Annotated in this window: 17 protein-coding genes; 11 read left to right on the top strand and 6 right to left on the bottom strand. The window is 75.4% G+C overall.

The annotated features are described in order from the left end of the window. The 9 genes from GYH36_RS12690 to GYH36_RS12650 form a co-directional block, all read left to right on the top strand. A partial coding sequence (locus GYH36_RS12690; RefSeq protein WP_312028627.1) for a pseudouridine synthase occupies positions 1-822 on the top strand: 822 nt, incomplete at its 5' end. Positions 823-891: 69 nt separating this feature from the next. Then, positions 892-1,254 carry a chorismate mutase gene (gene aroH, locus GYH36_RS12685; RefSeq protein ID WP_115942606.1) on the top strand — a complete coding sequence of 121 codons (363 nt, stop codon included), beginning with the start codon at positions 892-894 and terminating at the stop codon, positions 1,252-1,254. Continuing rightward, a complete protein-coding gene (cmk, locus tag GYH36_RS12680) occupies positions 1,251-2,003 on the top strand; it encodes a (d)CMP kinase (RefSeq protein ID WP_162290019.1) in 753 nt (250 codons plus the stop codon). Before aroH ends, cmk begins: the two co-directional genes overlap by 4 nt. After that, positions 2,000-2,704, top strand: a complete 705-nt coding sequence (locus GYH36_RS12675) for a lysophospholipid acyltransferase family protein (RefSeq protein ID WP_024840249.1) — start codon at positions 2,000-2,002, stop codon at positions 2,702-2,704. Before cmk ends, GYH36_RS12675 begins: the two co-directional genes overlap by 4 nt. Next, the gene (locus tag GYH36_RS20350) at positions 2,701-3,639 is read left to right on the top strand and encodes an EamA family transporter (protein ID WP_162290018.1); all 939 of its coding nucleotides are present in this window, start codon (positions 2,701-2,703) and stop codon (positions 3,637-3,639) included. The genes GYH36_RS12675 and GYH36_RS20350 overlap by 4 nt, the downstream gene beginning before the upstream one ends. A gap of 63 nt (positions 3,640-3,702) precedes the next feature. Next, positions 3,703-4,074, top strand: a complete 372-nt coding sequence (locus GYH36_RS12665; protein ID WP_024840251.1) for an iron chaperone — start codon at positions 3,703-3,705, stop codon at positions 4,072-4,074. A 77-nt stretch (positions 4,075-4,151) separates the two neighbouring features. Continuing rightward, positions 4,152-5,687, top strand: coding sequence for a ribosome biogenesis GTPase Der (der, locus tag GYH36_RS12660; RefSeq protein WP_115942604.1), 1,536 nt, complete (start codon positions 4,152-4,154; stop codon positions 5,685-5,687). Further along, complete coding sequence (locus GYH36_RS12655; RefSeq protein ID WP_203231821.1) at positions 5,684-6,763, top strand: hypothetical protein; 1,080 nt, start codon at positions 5,684-5,686, stop codon at positions 6,761-6,763. Before der ends, GYH36_RS12655 begins: the two co-directional genes overlap by 4 nt. A 220-nt stretch (positions 6,764-6,983) precedes the next feature. After that, positions 6,984-8,402: an FAD-dependent oxidoreductase gene (locus GYH36_RS12650; protein ID WP_162290017.1), complete on the top strand. Its 1,419-nt coding sequence runs from the start codon at positions 6,984-6,986 to the stop codon at positions 8,400-8,402. Positions 8,403-8,484: 82 nt separating this feature from the next. On the opposite strand, the gene GYH36_RS12645 is transcribed toward GYH36_RS12650, so the two are convergent. Both GYH36_RS12645 and yczE read right to left on the bottom strand, forming a co-directional pair. Continuing rightward, positions 8,485-9,051: an NADPH-dependent FMN reductase gene (locus GYH36_RS12645; RefSeq protein WP_162290016.1), complete on the bottom strand. Its 567-nt coding sequence runs from the start codon at positions 9,049-9,051 to the stop codon at positions 8,485-8,487. After that, complete coding sequence (yczE, locus tag GYH36_RS12640) at positions 9,048-9,680, bottom strand: membrane protein YczE (RefSeq protein WP_162290015.1); 633 nt, start codon at positions 9,678-9,680, stop codon at positions 9,048-9,050. The genes GYH36_RS12645 and yczE overlap by 4 nt, the downstream gene beginning before the upstream one ends. Positions 9,681-9,738: 58 nt before the next feature. On the opposite strand from yczE, the gene GYH36_RS12635 reads away from it, so the two are divergent. Both GYH36_RS12635 and GYH36_RS12630 read left to right on the top strand, forming a co-directional pair. Continuing rightward, positions 9,739-10,209 carry a MarR family winged helix-turn-helix transcriptional regulator gene (locus GYH36_RS12635; RefSeq protein WP_162290014.1) on the top strand — a complete coding sequence of 157 codons (471 nt, stop codon included), beginning with the start codon at positions 9,739-9,741 and terminating at the stop codon, positions 10,207-10,209. A gap of 47 nt (positions 10,210-10,256) precedes the next feature. After that, complete coding sequence (locus tag GYH36_RS12630) at positions 10,257-10,805, top strand: suppressor of fused domain protein (RefSeq protein WP_115942601.1); 549 nt, start codon at positions 10,257-10,259, stop codon at positions 10,803-10,805. A gap of 61 nt (positions 10,806-10,866) precedes the next feature. Here the strand turns inward: GYH36_RS12630 and GYH36_RS12625 are convergent, their stop codons facing one another. From GYH36_RS12625 to GYH36_RS12610, 4 genes are all read right to left on the bottom strand, one after another. Further along, complete coding sequence (locus GYH36_RS12625; RefSeq protein WP_246209379.1) at positions 10,867-12,513, bottom strand: GDSL-type esterase/lipase family protein; 1,647 nt, start codon at positions 12,511-12,513, stop codon at positions 10,867-10,869. Between the two features lie 157 nt (positions 12,514-12,670). Next, a complete protein-coding gene (locus GYH36_RS12620; protein WP_312028626.1) occupies positions 12,671-14,527 on the bottom strand; it encodes an amidase family protein in 1,857 nt (618 codons plus the stop codon). Positions 14,528-14,589: 62 nt separating this feature from the next. Further along, a complete protein-coding gene (locus GYH36_RS12615; RefSeq protein ID WP_162290012.1) occupies positions 14,590-15,336 on the bottom strand; it encodes a cohesin domain-containing protein in 747 nt (248 codons plus the stop codon). Between the two features lie 189 nt (positions 15,337-15,525). Continuing rightward, the gene (locus GYH36_RS12610) at positions 15,526-17,118 is read right to left on the bottom strand and encodes an MFS transporter (RefSeq protein ID WP_376739826.1); all 1,593 of its coding nucleotides are present in this window, start codon (positions 17,116-17,118) and stop codon (positions 15,526-15,528) included. Positions 17,119-17,179 lie beyond the last annotated feature (61 nt).

Raw genomic sequence — 17,179 nt, 5'->3', positions numbered from 1 at the left:
GGCGGCGGTCGTGGTCCGGGCGCGGGCCGCGCCGGCGGCGCGCCGCGCCGTGCGGGGCGCGGGAAGCCGGCCGAGCCGCAGCGCGACGTGCACGTCGAGGACGGCGTGCGCCTGCAGAAGGTGCTCGCGTCCGCGGGCCTCGGCTCGCGCCGCGCGTGCGAGGAGCTCATCACCCAGGGCCGGGTCGAGGTCGACGGCGTGCGCGTCAGCGAGCTCGGGGTGCGGATCGACCCGGCGAGCGCCGTCGTGCACGTGGACGGCATGCGCCTGCAGCTCGACTCGTCGCGCGTGACGCTCGCGCTCAACAAGCCGCGTGGCGTGGTGTCGACGATGCACGACCCGGACGGCCGCCCGTCGATCGCCGAGCTCGTGGCCGACCGGACAGAGCGGCTGTTCCACGTGGGCCGCCTCGACGCGGACAGCGAGGGCCTGCTGCTGCTCACGAACGACGGCGAGCTCGCCAACCACCTCGCCCACCCGTCGCACGAGGTCGCCAAGACGTACCTCGTCACGGTGCGCGGCAAGGTGCCCGGCAACGTCGCCAACCGGTTCCTGCACGGCATCGAGCTCGAGGACGGCGTCGTGCGCGCGGACGCGTACAAGGTCGTGGACCAGGTGGCCGACCAGACGATGATCGAGGTCGTGCTGCACTCGGGCCGCAACCGGGTCGTGCGCCGCATGTTCGACGAGGTCGGGCACCCCGTGACGCGCCTCGTGCGCACGCGCATCGGCCCGATCGCGCTCGGCAACCTCCGCCCGGGCACGACGCGCGTCCTCGGCCGCACGGAGCTCGGCACCCTCATGGCGAGCGTCGGGCTCTAGCCCGCCGCCGCACCACCACCCCGACGGACCGCCGCGAGGCGGGCCGTCCCGCACGAAGGAGCACCATCCATGCCGGTCCGGGCGATCCGGGGCGCGACCCAGCTCGACGCCGACGAGCGCGAGCACCTCTTCGAGCGCACGCGAGAGCTCGTGCGGGCGGTCCTCGACGCGAACGCCGTCGACACCGACGCGCTCATCTCGATCCTCTTCACGTGCACGCCCGACCTCGTCGCCGACTTCCCGGCGGCGGCGGCGCGCGAGATGGGCCTCGGCGACGTGCCGCTCATGTGCGCGACGGAGATCGCGGTGCCGGGCGCGCTCCCGCGCGTCGTGCGCCTCATGGCGCACGCGGAGCTCGACGTCGAGCGCTCCGCCGTCCAGCACGTGTACCTCCACGGGGCGACGACGCTGCGCAAGGACCTGGCCCAGTGAGCGCGCAGGGCGCGGCGGCGCACGAGGGCCCGCTGACGGTCGCCGTCGACGGCCCGTCCGGGTCGGGCAAGTCGAGCGTCTCGAAGGGGGTCGCGCGCCGGCTCGGGCTCGCGTACCTCGACACGGGCGCGATGTACCGCGCGGCGACGTGGTGGTGCCTGCGCCGTGGCGAGGACCTCACGGACCAGGTCGCGGTCGCGCGCGCGGTGCGCGTCATGCCGCTCGTCATGGGTCTCGACCCGTCGGCCCCGACCGTCCACGTGGACGGCACCGACGTGGGCGAGGCGATCCGCTCGACCGAGATCTCGACGGCCGTGAGCGCGGTCGCGACGAACCTCGACGTGCGGGCCGAGCTGCGGCGCCTGCAGCGCGCGGTGATCGACGCCGAGCGCACGCCCGAGGGGTACGCGGGCGGGCGCGGCGTCGTGGCCGAGGGCCGCGACATCACGACCGTCGTCGCGCCCGACGCCGACGTGCGCGTGCTGCTCACGGCGAGCGAGGAGGCGCGCCTGGCACGGCGCTCCCTCGACGTGCACGGCACGGCCGACGCCGCCGCGGTCGAGGCGACGAAGGACCAGGTGCTGCGCCGCGACCGCGACGACGCGACGGTCTCTCAGTTCCACGTCGCGGCCGACGGCGTCGTGACCGTCGACTCGTCCGACCTCGACCTCGAGCAGACGGTCGACGCCGTGCTCGCCGTCGTCACGCAGGTCACCGGGCGGGTGGTCGGCCCGCGCCAGGGCTCGTGAGCCCCGCGGCGTCCGCGGACCGCGTGCCGTCGCCGGCGGGGCCGGCGTGGTCGCGCTGGGTCGGGCGCTTCCTCGCGCGCGTCGTGTGGGCGACGCAGGTGATCGGCGCGGAGAACGTCCCGGCGGACGGACCCGTCGTGCTCGCCGCCAACCACACGGGTTTCGTCGACGGACCCGTCGTGCTCGGCGTCGCGCCGCGCCCGCTGCACGTGCTCGTCAAGGAGGAGATGTTCGTCGGGCCCGTGGGCTGGGTGCTGCGCGCGGCGGGCCAGATACCCGTCGACCGTGCCGGCGGGCGCCGGGCGCTCGCTACCGGGCTCGCGGTGCTGCGCCGCGGCGGGGCCGTCGGCGTCTTCCCCGAGGGCAACCGCGGCCGCGGCGACGCGACGTCGGCCCGCGCGGGCGTCGCGTGGCTCGCGCTCAACGGGCACGCGCGCGTCGTCCCCGTCGCGGTGCTCGGCACGCGCCGCACGGGCGAGGGCGTCAACCGGCTCCCGGGCCTGCGGCGCCGGCTCGTCGTCCGGTTCGGCGAGCCGTTCGAGGTGGAGCGCGCCCCGGGCACGAGCGGCAAGCAGGCGCTCGAGGACGCGAACGAGCGGATCCGCACCGCGCTCGCCGCGCTCGTCGCGGACACCGTGGCGCGCACGGGCGTCGCGCTGCCGCTGGACGACCCGAACCGGGAGCGGCGGGCGGCGGCGTGAGCGCGGACGGGGCGGTCGCGCACGTCGTCGGCGACCGACCCGGCACCGGCATCCTCGTCGGTCTCGCGTCCGCGCTCGCGTTCGGCGCGAGCGGCCCGTTCGTCAAGCCGCTGCTCGAGGCCGGCTGGTCACCGGGCGCCGCCGTGCTCGCCCGCGCGCTGTGCTCCGCGCTCGTCCTCGCGCCGCTCGCCGCCGTCGCGCTGCGCGGCAGCCACGGCCTGCTGCGCGCCGAGTGGCGCCTCGTCCTCGGCTTCGGCCTCGTGGCGGTCGCCGGGACGCAGCTGTGCTACTTCGCGGCCGTCGCGCGCATGCCCGTCGGGGTCGCGCTGCTCGTGGAGTACCTCGCCCCGGTCCTGCTCGTGGGCCTGGCGTGGGTGCGCACGCGCCGCGTCCCGCCCCGGCTCACGCTCGCGGGCTGCGTCGTGGCGGTCGCCGGGCTCGTGCTCGTCGTCGACCCGGGCGGCGCCCGCCCGGACCTCGTCGGCGTCCTGCTCGCCCTCGGCGCGGCCGTGGGCGTGGGCACCTACTTCGTGCTCTCGGCCCGCCCGACGCGCCTGCCGCCCGTCGCGCTCGCCGCCGCCGGGCTGGGCGTGGGCGCCGCGGGGCTCGGCGCCGCGGGACTCGTGGGCCTGCTGCCCCTCGCCGCACGGTTCGAGGACGTGGCCCTCCTCGGCTCGTCCGTCCCGTGGTTCGTCCCCCTCGCCGTGGTCGTGCTCGTCGCGACGGCGTTCGCGTACGTGTCCGGCGTCGCCGCGACGGTGCGCATGGGGGAGCGCCTCGCGTCGTTCGTGGGGCTCTCCGAGGTGCTGTTCGCCGTCGTCATCGCGTGGCTCCTGCTCGGCGAGGTGCCGACGCTCGTGCAGGCCGCGGGCGGTGTCCTCGTCGTGGCGGGCGTCGTCCTCGTGCGCCTCGCGGGCACGCCCGCCGCGCGGTAGGTTCACGCTCAGGCGCCCGGTCCGGTCGTGGAGCGCGCGCACCGCAGCGCACGGGGAGGACCGATGGCCGACGCACCGGGCAAGCCCACGACCGTGGACGAGTACCTGGCGACCCTCGCCCCGGACGCGCGCGACGTCGTCGCGCACCTGCGGGCCGTCGTCCACGACACGGTGCCCGGGCTGGAGGAGCGGATCAGCTACGGCATCCCGACGTTCACGCGCGACGGGCGGTACGTCGTCTACCTCGCCGGCTGGGCGCACCACGTGTCGCTGTACCCCGTGCCGGAGGTCGACGACGCGCTCGCGCGCCGCGTCGCGCGCTACCAGGACGGCAAGGGGACGCTGCGGTTCCCGCTCGCCGAGCCCGTGCCGGACGACGTCGTGCGGGCCGTCGTCGAGCGTCTCGCCGCCCTCCGGGACGGCGCGGCCGGCTGACGGATCGCGGGCCCGGCGGCGTGCCGCACGCCACACCGGCCGGGCTTCGTTCGGAGCCCGGCGCGCGGCCTGGGAGAATGGACCCCATGACCACACCCGACCCCGCCCAGACCGGCACGCCCGGACAGACCGACGCCGTCGGGCAGGCCGAGGAGCCCCTGGCGCTCGCGGACTCCGCGGACGACGAGGCTCGCGAGCGCGCGCTGCGCGCCGGCCTCGAGGACTACGAGCTCGAGGAGACCGACCTCGTCCTCCTCGACGCCGACGGCGAGCCCGTCGAGGGCTACGAGCCCGAGGCCCCGCTGCCCGTACTGGCCGTCGTCGGGCGGCCCAACGTCGGCAAGTCGACGCTCGTCAACCGCATCCTCGGCCGTCGCGAGGCCGTCGTCGAGGACAAGCCCGGCGTCACGCGCGACCGCGTGAGCTACCCCGCCGAGTGGGCCGGCCGCCGGTTCACGCTCGTCGACACCGGCGGCTGGGAGGTCGACGTCGCCGGGATCGAGTCGAAGGTCGCCGACCAGGCGGAGGTCGCGATCTCGCTCGCCGACGCGGTCCTCTTCGTCGTGGACGCGACCGTCGGCGCGACGGCCACGGACGAGCGCGTCGTGCGCCTCCTGCGCGAGTCCGGCAAGCCCGTCGTGCTGTGCGCCAACAAGGTCGACGGTCAGTCGGGCGAGGCGGACGCCGCCTACCTCTGGAGCCTCGGCCTCGGCGAGCCCCACCCCGTCTCGGCCCTGCACGGCCGCGGCACGGGCGACCTGCTCGACGCCGCGATGGCGGCCCTGCCCACCGAGTCCGCGCACGGCGAGGTGCGGCCCACCGGCCCGCGCCGCGTCGCGCTCGTCGGGCGCCCCAACGTCGGCAAGTCGTCGCTGCTCAACAAGATCGCCGGCTCCGACCGCGTCGTCGTGGACGAGACGGCGGGCACCACGCGCGACCCGGTCGACGAGCTCGTGACGATCAAGGACGTCCCGTACGTGCTCGTGGACACCGCGGGCATCCGCCGCCGCGTGCACCAGACGAAGGGCGCCGACTTCTACGCGTCGCTGCGCACGCAGGCCGCGATCGAGAAGGCCGAGCTCGCGGTCGTCCTCGTCGACGCGTCCGTGCCGCTCACCGAGCAGGACACGCGCGTCATCTCCCAGGTCGTGGACGCGGGGCGCGCGCTCGTCATCGCGTACAACAAGTGGGACCTCATGGACGACGACCGTCGCCCGTACCTCGAGCGCGAGATCGAGAAGGACCTCGTGCAGGTGCAGTGGGCGCCGCGCGTCAACGTCTCCGCGCGCACCGGCTGGCACACCGACCGGCTCGTGCCCGCGATCCAGCGCTCGCTCGAGTCGTGGGACATGCGCATCCCCACGGGTCGCCTCAACGCCTTCCTCGGCGAGCTCGTCGCGGCGCACCCGCACCCGCTGCGCGGCGGCAAGCAGCCCCGCATCCTCTTCGCGACGCAGGCGTCCACGCGCCCGCCGCGCTTCGTCGTCTTCGCCACGGGCTTCCTCGAGGCGGGCTACCGCCGGTTCATCGAGCGTCGCCTGCGCGAGACGTTCGGCTTCGAGGGCACCCCCATCGAGATCAGCGTGCGCGTGCGGGAGAAGCGCAAGCGGTGAGCGAGAGCGCGCGCACCGCTCCCGCCGGGCTGACCCGGCGGGGCGGCGCGCTGCGCCTCGGCGTCGCCCGGGACACCGCCGCGGTGCGGCACCTGGTGACGTTCCTCGTCGTCACGGTCGCGACCGTGCTCGTCACGCGCTTCCTCCTCGCCGCGTCGGGGTACCCGCAGGTCGGCGGGGGAGACCTGCACGTCGCCCACGTGCTGTGGGGCGGGCTCGGGATGGCGCTCGCCGTGGTCGTGCTGCTGTCGTTCGTCGGCCCGGCGCTGCGCTCGCTCGGGGCCGTGCTCGGCGGCGTCGGGTTCGGCCTGTTCGTCGACGAGATCGGCAAGTTCGTCACGGCGGACAACGACTACTTCTACGAGCCGACGGCGGCGCTCATCTACGCGACCGTCGTCGTGCTCGTCCTCGTCGTGGAGGCCCTGCACGGCCGGCGTCGGCACCACCCGGCGGAGTACCTCGCGGTCGCGACGGACCGGGCCGTCGCCGGCGTCGCGGGCGGCTTCACCGACGACGCGCGCGCCGAGGCCCGGGCGCTCGTCGAGCTCGGGCGCGGCGAGCCCGCGGCGGACGAGGTGGCGGCGCTCGTCGAGGCCGTGCCGCGCGACGACGTCGACGTGCCCGACCCGGTGCGCGCCCTCGTGCGGCGCGCGGCGTCGTGGTTCGCGGCCGCCCTCCAGCGGCGCTGGGCGGCCGTCGTCGTGGTGGTCCTCGTGCTCGGCACGGCGCTCGGGTCGCTCGCGGCCGGGCTGCGCGTGCTCGGCGGCGGCATCGACGTGCCCCGCTGGGTCGGCGTCGGGATCGTCGTGGGCGCGGCGGCGACGGTCGCGTGCGTCGTGGCGGGCGTCGTCGTCGCGCGCGGCGGGCGGGCCGAGGACCGCCGGGCCGGTGCCGTGTGGGTGCGGCGCGGCGTGCTCGTCTCGCTGCTGCTCACACAGCTCCTCGTGTTCCGGGCGCTGCAGTGGGTCGGCGTCGCCGGGCTCACGGTCGACCTGCTCGTGCTCGCCGCGCTCGGCGCCGGCCTCGGAGGGGACGACGAGCGTCGCGGGACCGGGTGGCGGCCGGCGCGCCACTAGCTGCCCCGACATCTGGCGCGCCAGGAGGGTCCGGCCTACCGTCGGCTCATGACGTACCTCGTCCAGGCCTTCGGGGCGATCCCGTGGCGGGCGCTCCGCCGCCGCAGGAACTCGCGACGATGATCCGGCAGATCACCCGGCAGACCAGCACGATCGCGTCCGGTGCGCCGGTCGAGGTGAGACCGTGCAGCGGCGCACCGCCGGAGACCGGGACCTGACCATGACCACCCGCGCCCCCGAGACCAGCAGCGCTCTGCCCACCGAGCTCGACGTCGACCTCGCCGTCATCGGGTTCGGCAAGGGCGGCAAGACCCTCGCCGCCGCCCTGGGTCGACGTGGTCAGCGCGTCGCCATGATCGAGCAGTCCGACCAGATGTACGGCGGCACGTGCATCAACATCGGCTGCGTCCCCACCAAGGCCCTCGTCTACGACGCCGAGACCCTGAGCGGCCCCGGACCCGGGCGCTACCAGCAGGCCGCGCGCCGCACCGCCGACCTCACCGCACTGCTGCGCGGCAAGAACTTCTCGATGCTCGACACCCTCGACGCCGTCACCGTGATCACCGGCACGGCGCGCTTCACTGACCCGCACACCCTCACGGTGCGCGCCGGCGGCGACACCCTGCGCGTGACGGCGAGGACGATCGTCATCAACACCGGAGCGGACCCGGTCCTGCCCTCCGTCCCCGGGCTGCGTGACAGCCTCCACCTCGTCACCAGCACGCAGCTGCTCGCGCGACCTCAACGACCCGACGACCTCGTGGTGATCGGTGGCGGCTACGTCGCCGTCGAGTTCGCCTCGATGCACGCCGCGTTCGGTACCCGCGTCACGCTCCTCGAGCGCGGACCCCGGATCCTGCGCAGCGAGGACGACGACATCGCCGCCACGGCCACCGAGATCCTCACGACCGCGGGCGTCACCGTCCACACCAGCGTCGTCGTCACCGACGTCAAGGACGACCACGCCGCGTCCGTCGTCACCTTCGCCGACCCGGCCGGCGTCGAGCGGACGGTGCGCGCCGACACCGTCCTGGCGGCACTCGGGCGCCGCCCGCACACGGCCGACCTCGGCCTCGACGCGGTCGGCATCCAGACCGATGCGAACGGCGCGGTGATCGTCGACGAGCACCTGCGCACCACCCAGCCCCACGTCTACGCGGTCGGCGACGTCAACGGCGGCCCTCAGTTCACCTACATCTCCCTCGACGACTACCGCATCGTCCTCGACGACCTCACCGGCGCCGGGCGACGCACCACGACCGACCGTCGAGCCGTCGCGTTCGCCCTCTTCATGACCCCGCCCCTGGCCCGCGTGGGGCTCACCGAGACCGAGGCCCGTGCGACCGGCCGCCCCCTGCGCATCGCCACCCGCAACGTCGCCGACATGGCCACCGTGCCCCGCGCGCGCATCGTGCACGACCCGCGCGGCGTCATGAAAGCCGTCGTCGACGCCGAGACCGACCAGGTCCTCGGCGTCACCATGCTCAGCCACGACTCGCACGAGACGATCAACACCGTGGCTCTCGCCATGCGCCACGGCATCACCGCCAGCCGGCTGCGCGACGAGATCTACACGCATCCCTCCATGACCGAAGCCCTCAACGACCTGTTCGCCAACCTTCACCCGGCCGAGGGCTGACCGAGGCTGTGCGGCTTCGAGAGAAGCCGCCATGGGGACGTCCGGCCTCGACGGGGCACGCGCGGGCGGCGACGGGACCGGCTCAGGCGGCCGGGACGGGTGCGGGGCGCAGGAGCGCGGCGAGGCGGCGGACCTCGCCGAGCAGGCGCGCCGCGGCGCGGGCGAGGGTGCCGTCGTCGTGGACGCGGCCGTCCTCGCCGAGCCAGCGGCGCAGGTGCACGGTCACCGCGGCCCCGACCGGGAGCATGCCGAGCGCGACGACGACGGGCGTGATCGCCTCGACGGCGCGCATCCCGCCCGACGACATCCCGTACGACACGAAGCCCACCGGCTTGTTGCGCCACTCGTCGGCCAGGTAGTCGAGCGCGTTCTTCAGCGGGGCCGTGTACCCGCGGTTGTACTCCGGCATGACGAGCACGACGGCGTCCGCCGCGTCCACGCGCGCGCTCCACGCGAGCGTGTGGGCGTGCACGTAGCCCCCGGAGTGTGCGTCCACGGGCTCGTCGAGGAACGGCAGGGCGATCTCGGCGAGGTCCGCGACGTCGACCTCGAGGTCCGTGTCGGCGGGCACCTGGGCGAGGAACCAGTCGGCCACGGCCGGGCCGACGCGCGTGGGGCGGGTGCTGGCGACGACGACGAGCAGCTTCACGAGGGGTCTCCTGAGGGGGTGGGAACGGAACCGGCGCGGTCCGCGGAGTGCGGCGCCCGGACGGTGAACAGGGCGAGGAACGGCTGGACGAGCGGTCCGACCGCGAGGGCGTAGACGACGGTCCCGACGCCGACCGTGCCGCCGAGCACGAGCCCGACGCCGAGGACGGCGAGCTCGACGGCGAGGCGCGACCAGCCCAGCGGCCAGCCGCGCGCCGCGAGCCCGGTCATGAGCCCGTCGCGCGGCCCGGGCCCGTACCCGGCGCCGATGTACAGCCCCGTCGCGGCGGCGTTGAGCACGACGCCGAGGACGAGCAGGCCGATGCGCGGCGCGAGCGCGTCGGCCGGGGGCAGCACGGCGAGCGTGAGGTCGACGAAGACTCCGACGAGGACCACGTTGGCGACGGTGCCCAGCCCCGGCCGCTGGCGCAGCGGGACCCAGAGCGCCAGCACGACGACGCTCGCGAGGATGACGACGGCGCCGAGCGGGAGGCCGGTCGCGCGCGCCACTCCCTGGTGCAGCACGTCCCACGGGAACAGGCCCAGCTCCGCGCGCACGAGCAGCGCGATGCTCGCGCCGAAGAGCGCGAGCCCGGCGACGAGCTGGACGAGGCGACGTGTCGTTGACATGTCATCGATCCAAGCACGGGACTCGATGACATGTCAACGAGTGTGGGATGCTGGTCCCATGACCGACGCCGCACCGCCCCGCTGGCTCACGCCCGACGAGGAGCGCGCCTGGCGCGCCTACCGCCGCATGCAGACCGTGCTGCCCGTCGCGCTCGCCCGCGACCTCGCGCGCGACTCCGGGCTGTCCGACCCCGACTACGACGTCCTGTCGACGCTCTCCGAGCAGCCCGGCCACCGGTGGCAGCTCCGCGAGCTCGCCGCGCGCATGCTCTGGTCGCGCAGCCGGCTCTCGCACCACCTCGCACGCATGGAGACGCGCGGGCTCGTCACGCGCGAGCCCGACCCGGACGACGGGCGCAACGCCGTCGTCGTGCTCACCGACCACGGGTTCGCGACGCTCGAGGCCGCCGCCCCCGCGCACGTCGAGTCCGTGCGCCGCCACCTCGTCGACCTCGCGACGCCCGACGAGCTCGCGGCGCTCGCGGCCCTCGCCGAGCGCGTCGTCGCCGAGGTGGGCGGCCTCACGTAGCGGCGTCCGTCGCGGGTCGGGACCCGGGCCGCGGCTAGGCTGCCGCGATGACCGACGTCCCACTCGCCGCCAGCCACGACGCCTTCCCGAACCACGTCTTCGACGCGTTCGGCGTCCCACCGGTCCTGCTCGACGAACGCCTCGGCGGCTCGGTCATGGTCGTGGTCAAGCGACCGGCAGGCGGCCCGACCACGCTGCTCACGGCCGGGGTCTCACGGCTCCCCGTCGACGCGGGCCCGCCCGTGGAGCTCGCCGTCGAGGTGGCCGAGGGACAGGAGGGCGCGGGGCTGGTCGCGCTGCGGATCGTGTGCGACGACGTGGCGGTCAACCGCCGCACCCCGCCGCTCGGGACGCCGTGGCGCAACGGCGACCCCTTCCTCACCGGGACGCGGATCTCCGCGATCGTCGCGACGGGATCGCGCTGGGGCACCGAGCTGGACGACGTGCGCGACGCGGACGGCGCGGTGGTCGGCCACGTGCGCACCCTGCGGCTGCTCACCGACGCGGAGGCGCAGGTCGTCGCGGACGCCGGCTGGGCGGGCCTCGTCGAGTCGGCCGGGTCCGTCGACGCGCTGCTCGACGTCACCCGGCCGTGACGGGTCGAAGAGCCGAGCCGCGGGCTCGCGTCCGCGGTCGACGGCCCACGACGCCTCGCCGTCAGCAGTCGGGCGCGGCGTGCACGACCTCCTCGACGGTCTCGCGGCCCCCGCCCCCGGAGGCGCGGGCCGTGACCGTCACCGTGGTGTCGTCAGCGGGCTCGGCGCGCGCCGGGAAGGCCTGGTAGGCGCTCGCCCCGGGAGCGACGCCCGCGAACGACCGCGACCCGTACGCGGTCGCGACGTCGACGTCGAGCGCGACGTCCGCGTCGTTGGTCACGCGCACGGCGAGGTAGGGCGTGCCGGCGAGGCAGCGCTCGCGGACGTCGGTCGTGACCGCCGGGCCCGCGGGGACGAGGCGCTCGACCGGGATCGAGGCGGCGATGGCCTCCTGGCCCGCGACGTTCGCGTGCACGCCGTCGCCCGTGTCGTACGGCGGGTAGATCGAGGTCGGGTTCGCCGGGTCCCGCAGGACCGCGTCGAAGTCGAAGACGGCGTCGCACGTGCCGCTGCAGTTCCCGCCCTCGCGCACGAACGCGTTGACGACGGCGCGGCGCTGGTTCTGCAGCGCGGTGTAGCCGGGACGGGGCGTGATGGGCGTGACGTACACCTCGATCCCGGCGGCGCGCAGGCGCTCGAAGATCTGCCGGTAGCTCGCGAGGATCGTCTCGTCGGTGCAGCCGTTCGCGAGGTCGTTGGTGCCGTAGTAGAAGATCACGCCGGTGACGCCGTGGAGGGCGAGGACGTCGCGCTCCAGGCGCGAGACACCGTCCAGGCCGCCCCCGCCGCACACGGGCGAGCTCGTGGTGCCGCTGATGCCCTCGTTGACGACCGCGACCTGCTGCGACGCGGGCAGCTCGGCGACGACGCGGCGCGCGAGCTCGTCGGTCCAGCGCCGGTCCTGCCCGAACGCGTCGCAGCCGGGGCCGCAGTTCTCGCTGCCCACGCCGTCGACGACCGAGCTCCCGTACGCGACGACCGTGCCCGCGAGGTCGGTGTTGTAGACGTCCACGGCGCTGACGAAGTACGTCCACGGCAGGTTCTCCGTGAAGGACGCCCCGGACACCGAGCCGTTGAGGTTCCCCGAGCCGAGCGGGGCGCCGTAGTTGTTGCGGCCCGCGCGGTCGTGCAGGCTCGTCACGGTCGGGCGCGCGAGGTAGAAGGTCACGGCGAGCTCGTCCTGCGCGGCGGTGCCGATCGTCGTCGGGTCGCTCCAGACCTCGCCGCCCACGGGGATCGTCACGCTCGGTGCGCCGTCGAACGTGAGCACGCGATCCGTCCCGGGGACGATCGCCGGGCCGCCCGCGCTCAGCGCCAGGTTGGTCTGGTCGATGACGACCGGACCGGTCCCGAACTGGTTCTGCAGCCGGATGCGCACGGCGTCGCCGCCCTGGCTCAGGCGCGTCACCATGCGCAGGGACTGGTTGTCGAAGTTCTTCGTGGACACGCGCTGCTGCGACTGCGCCCAGCTCGTGAACCAGCCGTCGTCGTCGGCCTCGGCGGCGGGGAGTGCGAGGTCCTCGGCGGCGAGGGCCGGGGCGGCGGGAGCGGGGCCGGAGCCGGCCGGTGGGGGTGCGGCTGCCGCGGCGGCCGTGCCGCCGAGCGCGAGGCTCGCCGCGGTCATCGCCGCGAGCGCGATCCGCCGGAGGCGGGACGACGTCGCCGTCCTGGTCGCGGGCCTGCGGGACATGAAGCCGTTGCTGGTCATCCGTACGTCTCCTCGGCGCTGAGGTGATAGCGGTGTCAGCGCGGACAGTACCACCCCGGTACGGAAAGCCGCTTTTCGGTCACGGCGGGTGGACGGACGCGCCGACGGCGACCGGCCCCGAGGGGACCGGCCGCCGTCGCGCGCGGGGACGCCCGAGTCAGCCGAGCGGGCCGTAGAGCGCCGGGCTCGTGCGGGCGTGCGTCGCCCGCTCGAGCGCGAACGCGAGCCCGAGCAGCGGACCCTCGTCGAAGTCGCGGCCGAGGAGCTCGAGGTTGACGCCGCCGCCCGTCACGGTGGCGTCGGACTCGACCGCCTGGCCGATCGGCACCGACACCGCGGGCAGGCCGGTGTTGGGGCTGAGCCGCAGGTTCGTGCCGATCGTGCCGTACGGGTTCGCGCTCGGGTAGACGAGCGCGTCGAGGTCGGCGTCGTCGAGCATCGCGGTGACGAGCTCCTTGCCCTCGGCGAGCACCTTCGTGTGGCTGCCCTCGGGCCCGGCCCACGCCTGGTACGTCTCCTCGGCGACCGCGTCGCGCGAGACGTAGGTGCTGCGGCGCGAGGGCACGTAGCGCCCGGACTCCACGATGCCCGCGAGCGAGCGGGCCTCGACCTGCGGGGCGAGGTGCGCGGCCACGTACGCGTCGAGGTCGTGCTTGAACTCGTTCGTCGAGCCCGAGCCCTCGTTCAGCACGCTCGCGAAGCCGTTCGGCAGCACGGGCGACCACGTCGTGGGCGGCGTGACCTCGACGACGGTCGCGCCGAGCCGCTCGAGCGTCGCGCGGGTCTCCTCCCACAGCCGGCGCGTGGTCGTGTTCGTGCCGATCATCGACGGGACGTAGCCGATCCGCGCGCCGTCGAGCGCGCCGGCGTCGAGGTACTGCGTGTACGAGGCCGGGACCCTGCCCTCCTGACGCGACGTCACCGGGTCCGCGGCGTCGACGCCCGCGACCGCGTCGAGCGCGACGGCCGCGTCGAGGACGCTGCGCGCCATCGGTCCGCCCGTGTCCTGGCTGAGCGCGAGCGGGATGATCCCGTCCCGGCTCGCGAGCCCGACCGTCGGTCGGACGCCGACGAGCTGGTTGTACGACGACGGCACGCGGATCGAGCCGCCGGTGTCCGTGCCGAGGCCCAGGCCCGCGAGGTTGGCCGCGATCGCCGCGCCCGTCCCGCCGCTCGACCCGCCGGCCGTGCGGCTCGTGACGTAGGGGCTCGCGACGAGCGTGCTCGTCCCGGCCGCCTGGAACGCGGAGTGCTCGGACACGAAGCCGAACGCGAACTCGTCCAGGCTGGCCTTCGCGAGGATCACCGCGCCGTCGGCGCGCAGGCCCTCGACCATCGCGGCGTCGGTCGCGGTCTGGTTCGCGTCCCAGCACCCGCAGCCGCCCGTCGTGGGCATGTCGCTCGTGTCGTAGTTGTCCTTGACCGCGACGGGCACACCGAGCAGCAGGCTCGTCATGCCGTCGCTCGCGCGCACCGCGTCGGCGCGCGCGGCGGCCTCCAGCGCGACGTCGCTCGTCGTGATGATCGAGTGCAGCGCCCGACCGCCCGCGCCCGGGTCCACGAGCGTCGCGTCGTACGCCGCGATCCTGTCGAGGTACTCCTGCGTGATCTCGACCGACGTCGTCGTGCCCGCGTTCATCGCGGCCTGCATGTCGAGGACGGACGCCTCGACGAGCTCGAACGGGCCGTCGTCGTACACCATGCGCTGCGAGACCGCGGCGAGGTCGGCGACCGTGATCGTGCCGTCGTCGTCCGCGTCGGCGGCCGCGACGTCGTCCCAGCCCGCGTCGCCGGACGTGGCGCCGAGCGCCGCGGCGACGACGTCGAGGTCGGCCGTGGTGACCTGCGCGTCGCCGGTGAGGTCGAGCTCGGTCCAGTAGGGCGCGAGGAGCGGCGCGGTCCGCGGCTCCGGGGCCGCGGTCGCGGCGGGCGCGCTCACGGCGCCGAGCACGAGGCCGCCGATCGTCAGGGTGGCGAGCCCGCCCGTGGCGGCGCGCCGGTGGGTGGTGGTCACGGACGACTCCTTCGAGGTGACGGGCGCGCGGTGCGCGGGCGTGAGGTCGGGACGGGGGCCGGTCATCGCGTGGCCGCCCGGCGGCGCGCGAGCAGGATCCCGACGCCGACGACGACCGCGAGCAGCGCGGCCCCGGCGAACCACGCGACGCTCGCGCCGGTCGTGGCGAGGGGCCCGGTGGAGCCGGACCCCGTCGGGGACGACGACGGGTCGGACGCGCCGTCGTCCCCGGGGGTCGGGGTGCCGCCGTCGTCGGCCGGGTCGCTCGGCCCGTCGGTCGGCTCGTCGGTGGGCGGGGCCGCGGTCGTGGTGACGGTCGTCGTGCCGGTCGCCGCGTCCGTGAGGGTCACAATGGCGGAGTCCGTGCCGACGAGCGTGGCCGCGGGCACGGTAAACGTCGCGACGCCGTCGGCGACTGCCGTGAACGTCAGGGTCGCGAGGGTGACGTCGCCCTCGAGCCCGGGCGAGGTGCCCAGGCGCGTCTGCGCGACGGCGACCGTGCCGGCGTCGTCGTCGGTCACGTCGGCGAAGCCGCCGTCGGGCGTGACGACCGAGTCGTCGACGAGCGCGACGCGCGCCGGGTCGTAGGCCACGGCCAGGTCGTACGCGTAGAGGTCGACGGCGCCGGTCGCGGCGACCGTGACCGTGATCTCCGCGCCGACCTCGACGGAGGCCGGTGTGCCGAGCGTGACCGCGGTGACGGACGGGGCGGCGTGCGCGGGGGCGGCGAGCGCCGCCGCGGCCAGCGCGAGGCCGCCCACGAGCGCCGCGCGCGGGCGCGGCCGCCGACGGGGGACGGGACGGGTCATGAGGCGGTCCTTCCTCGCGGCGCGTCCGTGGGACGGCGCTGCCGGTCGTGCTGATCGGGCCCCCTGCCGCCAGCGATGCTCACAAGACCCTGTTTCCCCGTCGTTTCACGACGGTTAGCACGAGCAACGACCCGGGTCTCGGTCCGGTCACGATCCCGGGGGTGGCGCCGGTGCGGCGCCGCGAGGGCGTCAGCCGAGGACGGCCGTGTCCGTCGCTCGCGTCTCCGGGTCGGGCAGCCGCCGCATGCGCAGCGCGGCGACGACGCCGAGCAGCCCCGCCGCGAGCGGGACGAGCAGCGCGACCTGCAGCGACCTTGCGCGCACGTCGTCGTTGATCCGCAGGATCTCGGCCCGCACCTCGGGCGGCTCGTCGGCGAGGAGCTCGACGAGCTGGGCGTCGCTCATGATCTCGGCGTCGTCCTCGAGGACCGCCGCGACCTGCCGCTTGTCGTCCGGCGGCAGGCCGGTGCTCGACGCCGCCTGCGCGGTGAAGCCCGTCGCGAGGGACGCGAGCATCACGGCGCCCGCGACGGCCAGGCCGAGCGAGAGCCCGAACGACCCGGCGGCGGAGCTCACGCCCGCGGCCTCGCTCGCGCGCTCCTCGGGCACAGGGGAGAGCATGTAGGCGTTGAGCTGGGAGACGAGCAGGCCGAGCCCGGCCCCGGCCACGACGAGCGGCGGTGCGAGCCACCAGCCCGACGTCGCACGCGGCACCACGAGCACGGCCGCCGCGACCCCGACGACGAGCAGCCCGAACCCCGCGAGCACGCGCGTGGCCGGGCGGCGCCGGCCCGGGCGCTTGCCCGCGACGAGGGCGGCGGCGAACATCGTCAGCGACAACGGGGCGAGGGAGAGCCCGGCGAGCAGGGCGTCGTAGCCCAGCGCCATCTGGAGGAAGATCGGCAGCGCGATCATCGCCCCGCCCAGCGACACCTGCTGCAAGAGCTGCTGCGAGACGCCGACGCGGAACGCGGGGGAGCGGAACAGCCCCGGGTCCACGAGCGTCGCGCGCCCCGCCCGCTCGCGCCGCACGAGCCACGCCGCCAGGCCCGCGAGCGCCGCCGCGCCGACGACGACGAGCGCGCCCACCGCATCGCCGCCCTCCTGCCACACGAGGACGCCGAGCACGATGCCGCCCATCCCCAGGACCGACAGGACGGTGCCGACGACGTCGACGGTCCGGTCGCCCGTGTACGGGACGTCGCGCACGAGCCGCACGCCGAGGAGCACCACGGCGACCACCGCGGCCTCGAGCCCGAACGCCACGCGCCACGACAGCGTCGTCGTGATGACGCCGCCCAGCAGCGGCCCCACGGCCGCGGCGATCGACGCCGCGGCGCCCACCAGCGCGTACACGGACTTGCGGGCTGCGCCGTCGAAGTTGCCGTGCACGAGGGACTGCATCGCGGGCAGCAGCAGTGCCGCGCCGAGCCCGCCGACGACCGACCAGAAGACCACGACGGCGACGAGGCTCTGCGCGAGCGTCATCGCGACCGCGCCCGTGCCGTACGCGAGCAGCCCCACGACGTACGCGCGCCGGCGGCCCACGAGGTCGCCCACCTTGCTGCCCACGAGGATGAACGACGCGGAGACGAGCGCCTCGAGCGCGATCGCCGTCTGCACGCCGCTCACGGTCGTGCCCAGGTCCCGCACCACGGCCGAGATGGAGACGTTCATGAAGGACGTGTCCACGACCAGCACGAACATCGCCGCCGCGAGCAGCAGCGCGAGCCGCCGCTCGACCGGCGCCGACCCTCCGGCGCGCCCGGTGCTCCGCTCCACGTCGACTCCCGTCCGTCGTCCATGCTCGGCGCGGCGGGGCGGTGCGCACCTCACCCGCCGC

Origin of the sequence: Cellulosimicrobium composti (assembly GCF_010287905.1) — a bacterium.
GTDB lineage: Bacteria > Actinomycetota > Actinomycetes > Actinomycetales > Cellulomonadaceae > Cellulosimicrobium > Cellulosimicrobium composti.
Note: the sequence above shows the minus strand (reverse complement) of the source record. Positions and strands in the feature narration are given on the sequence as shown.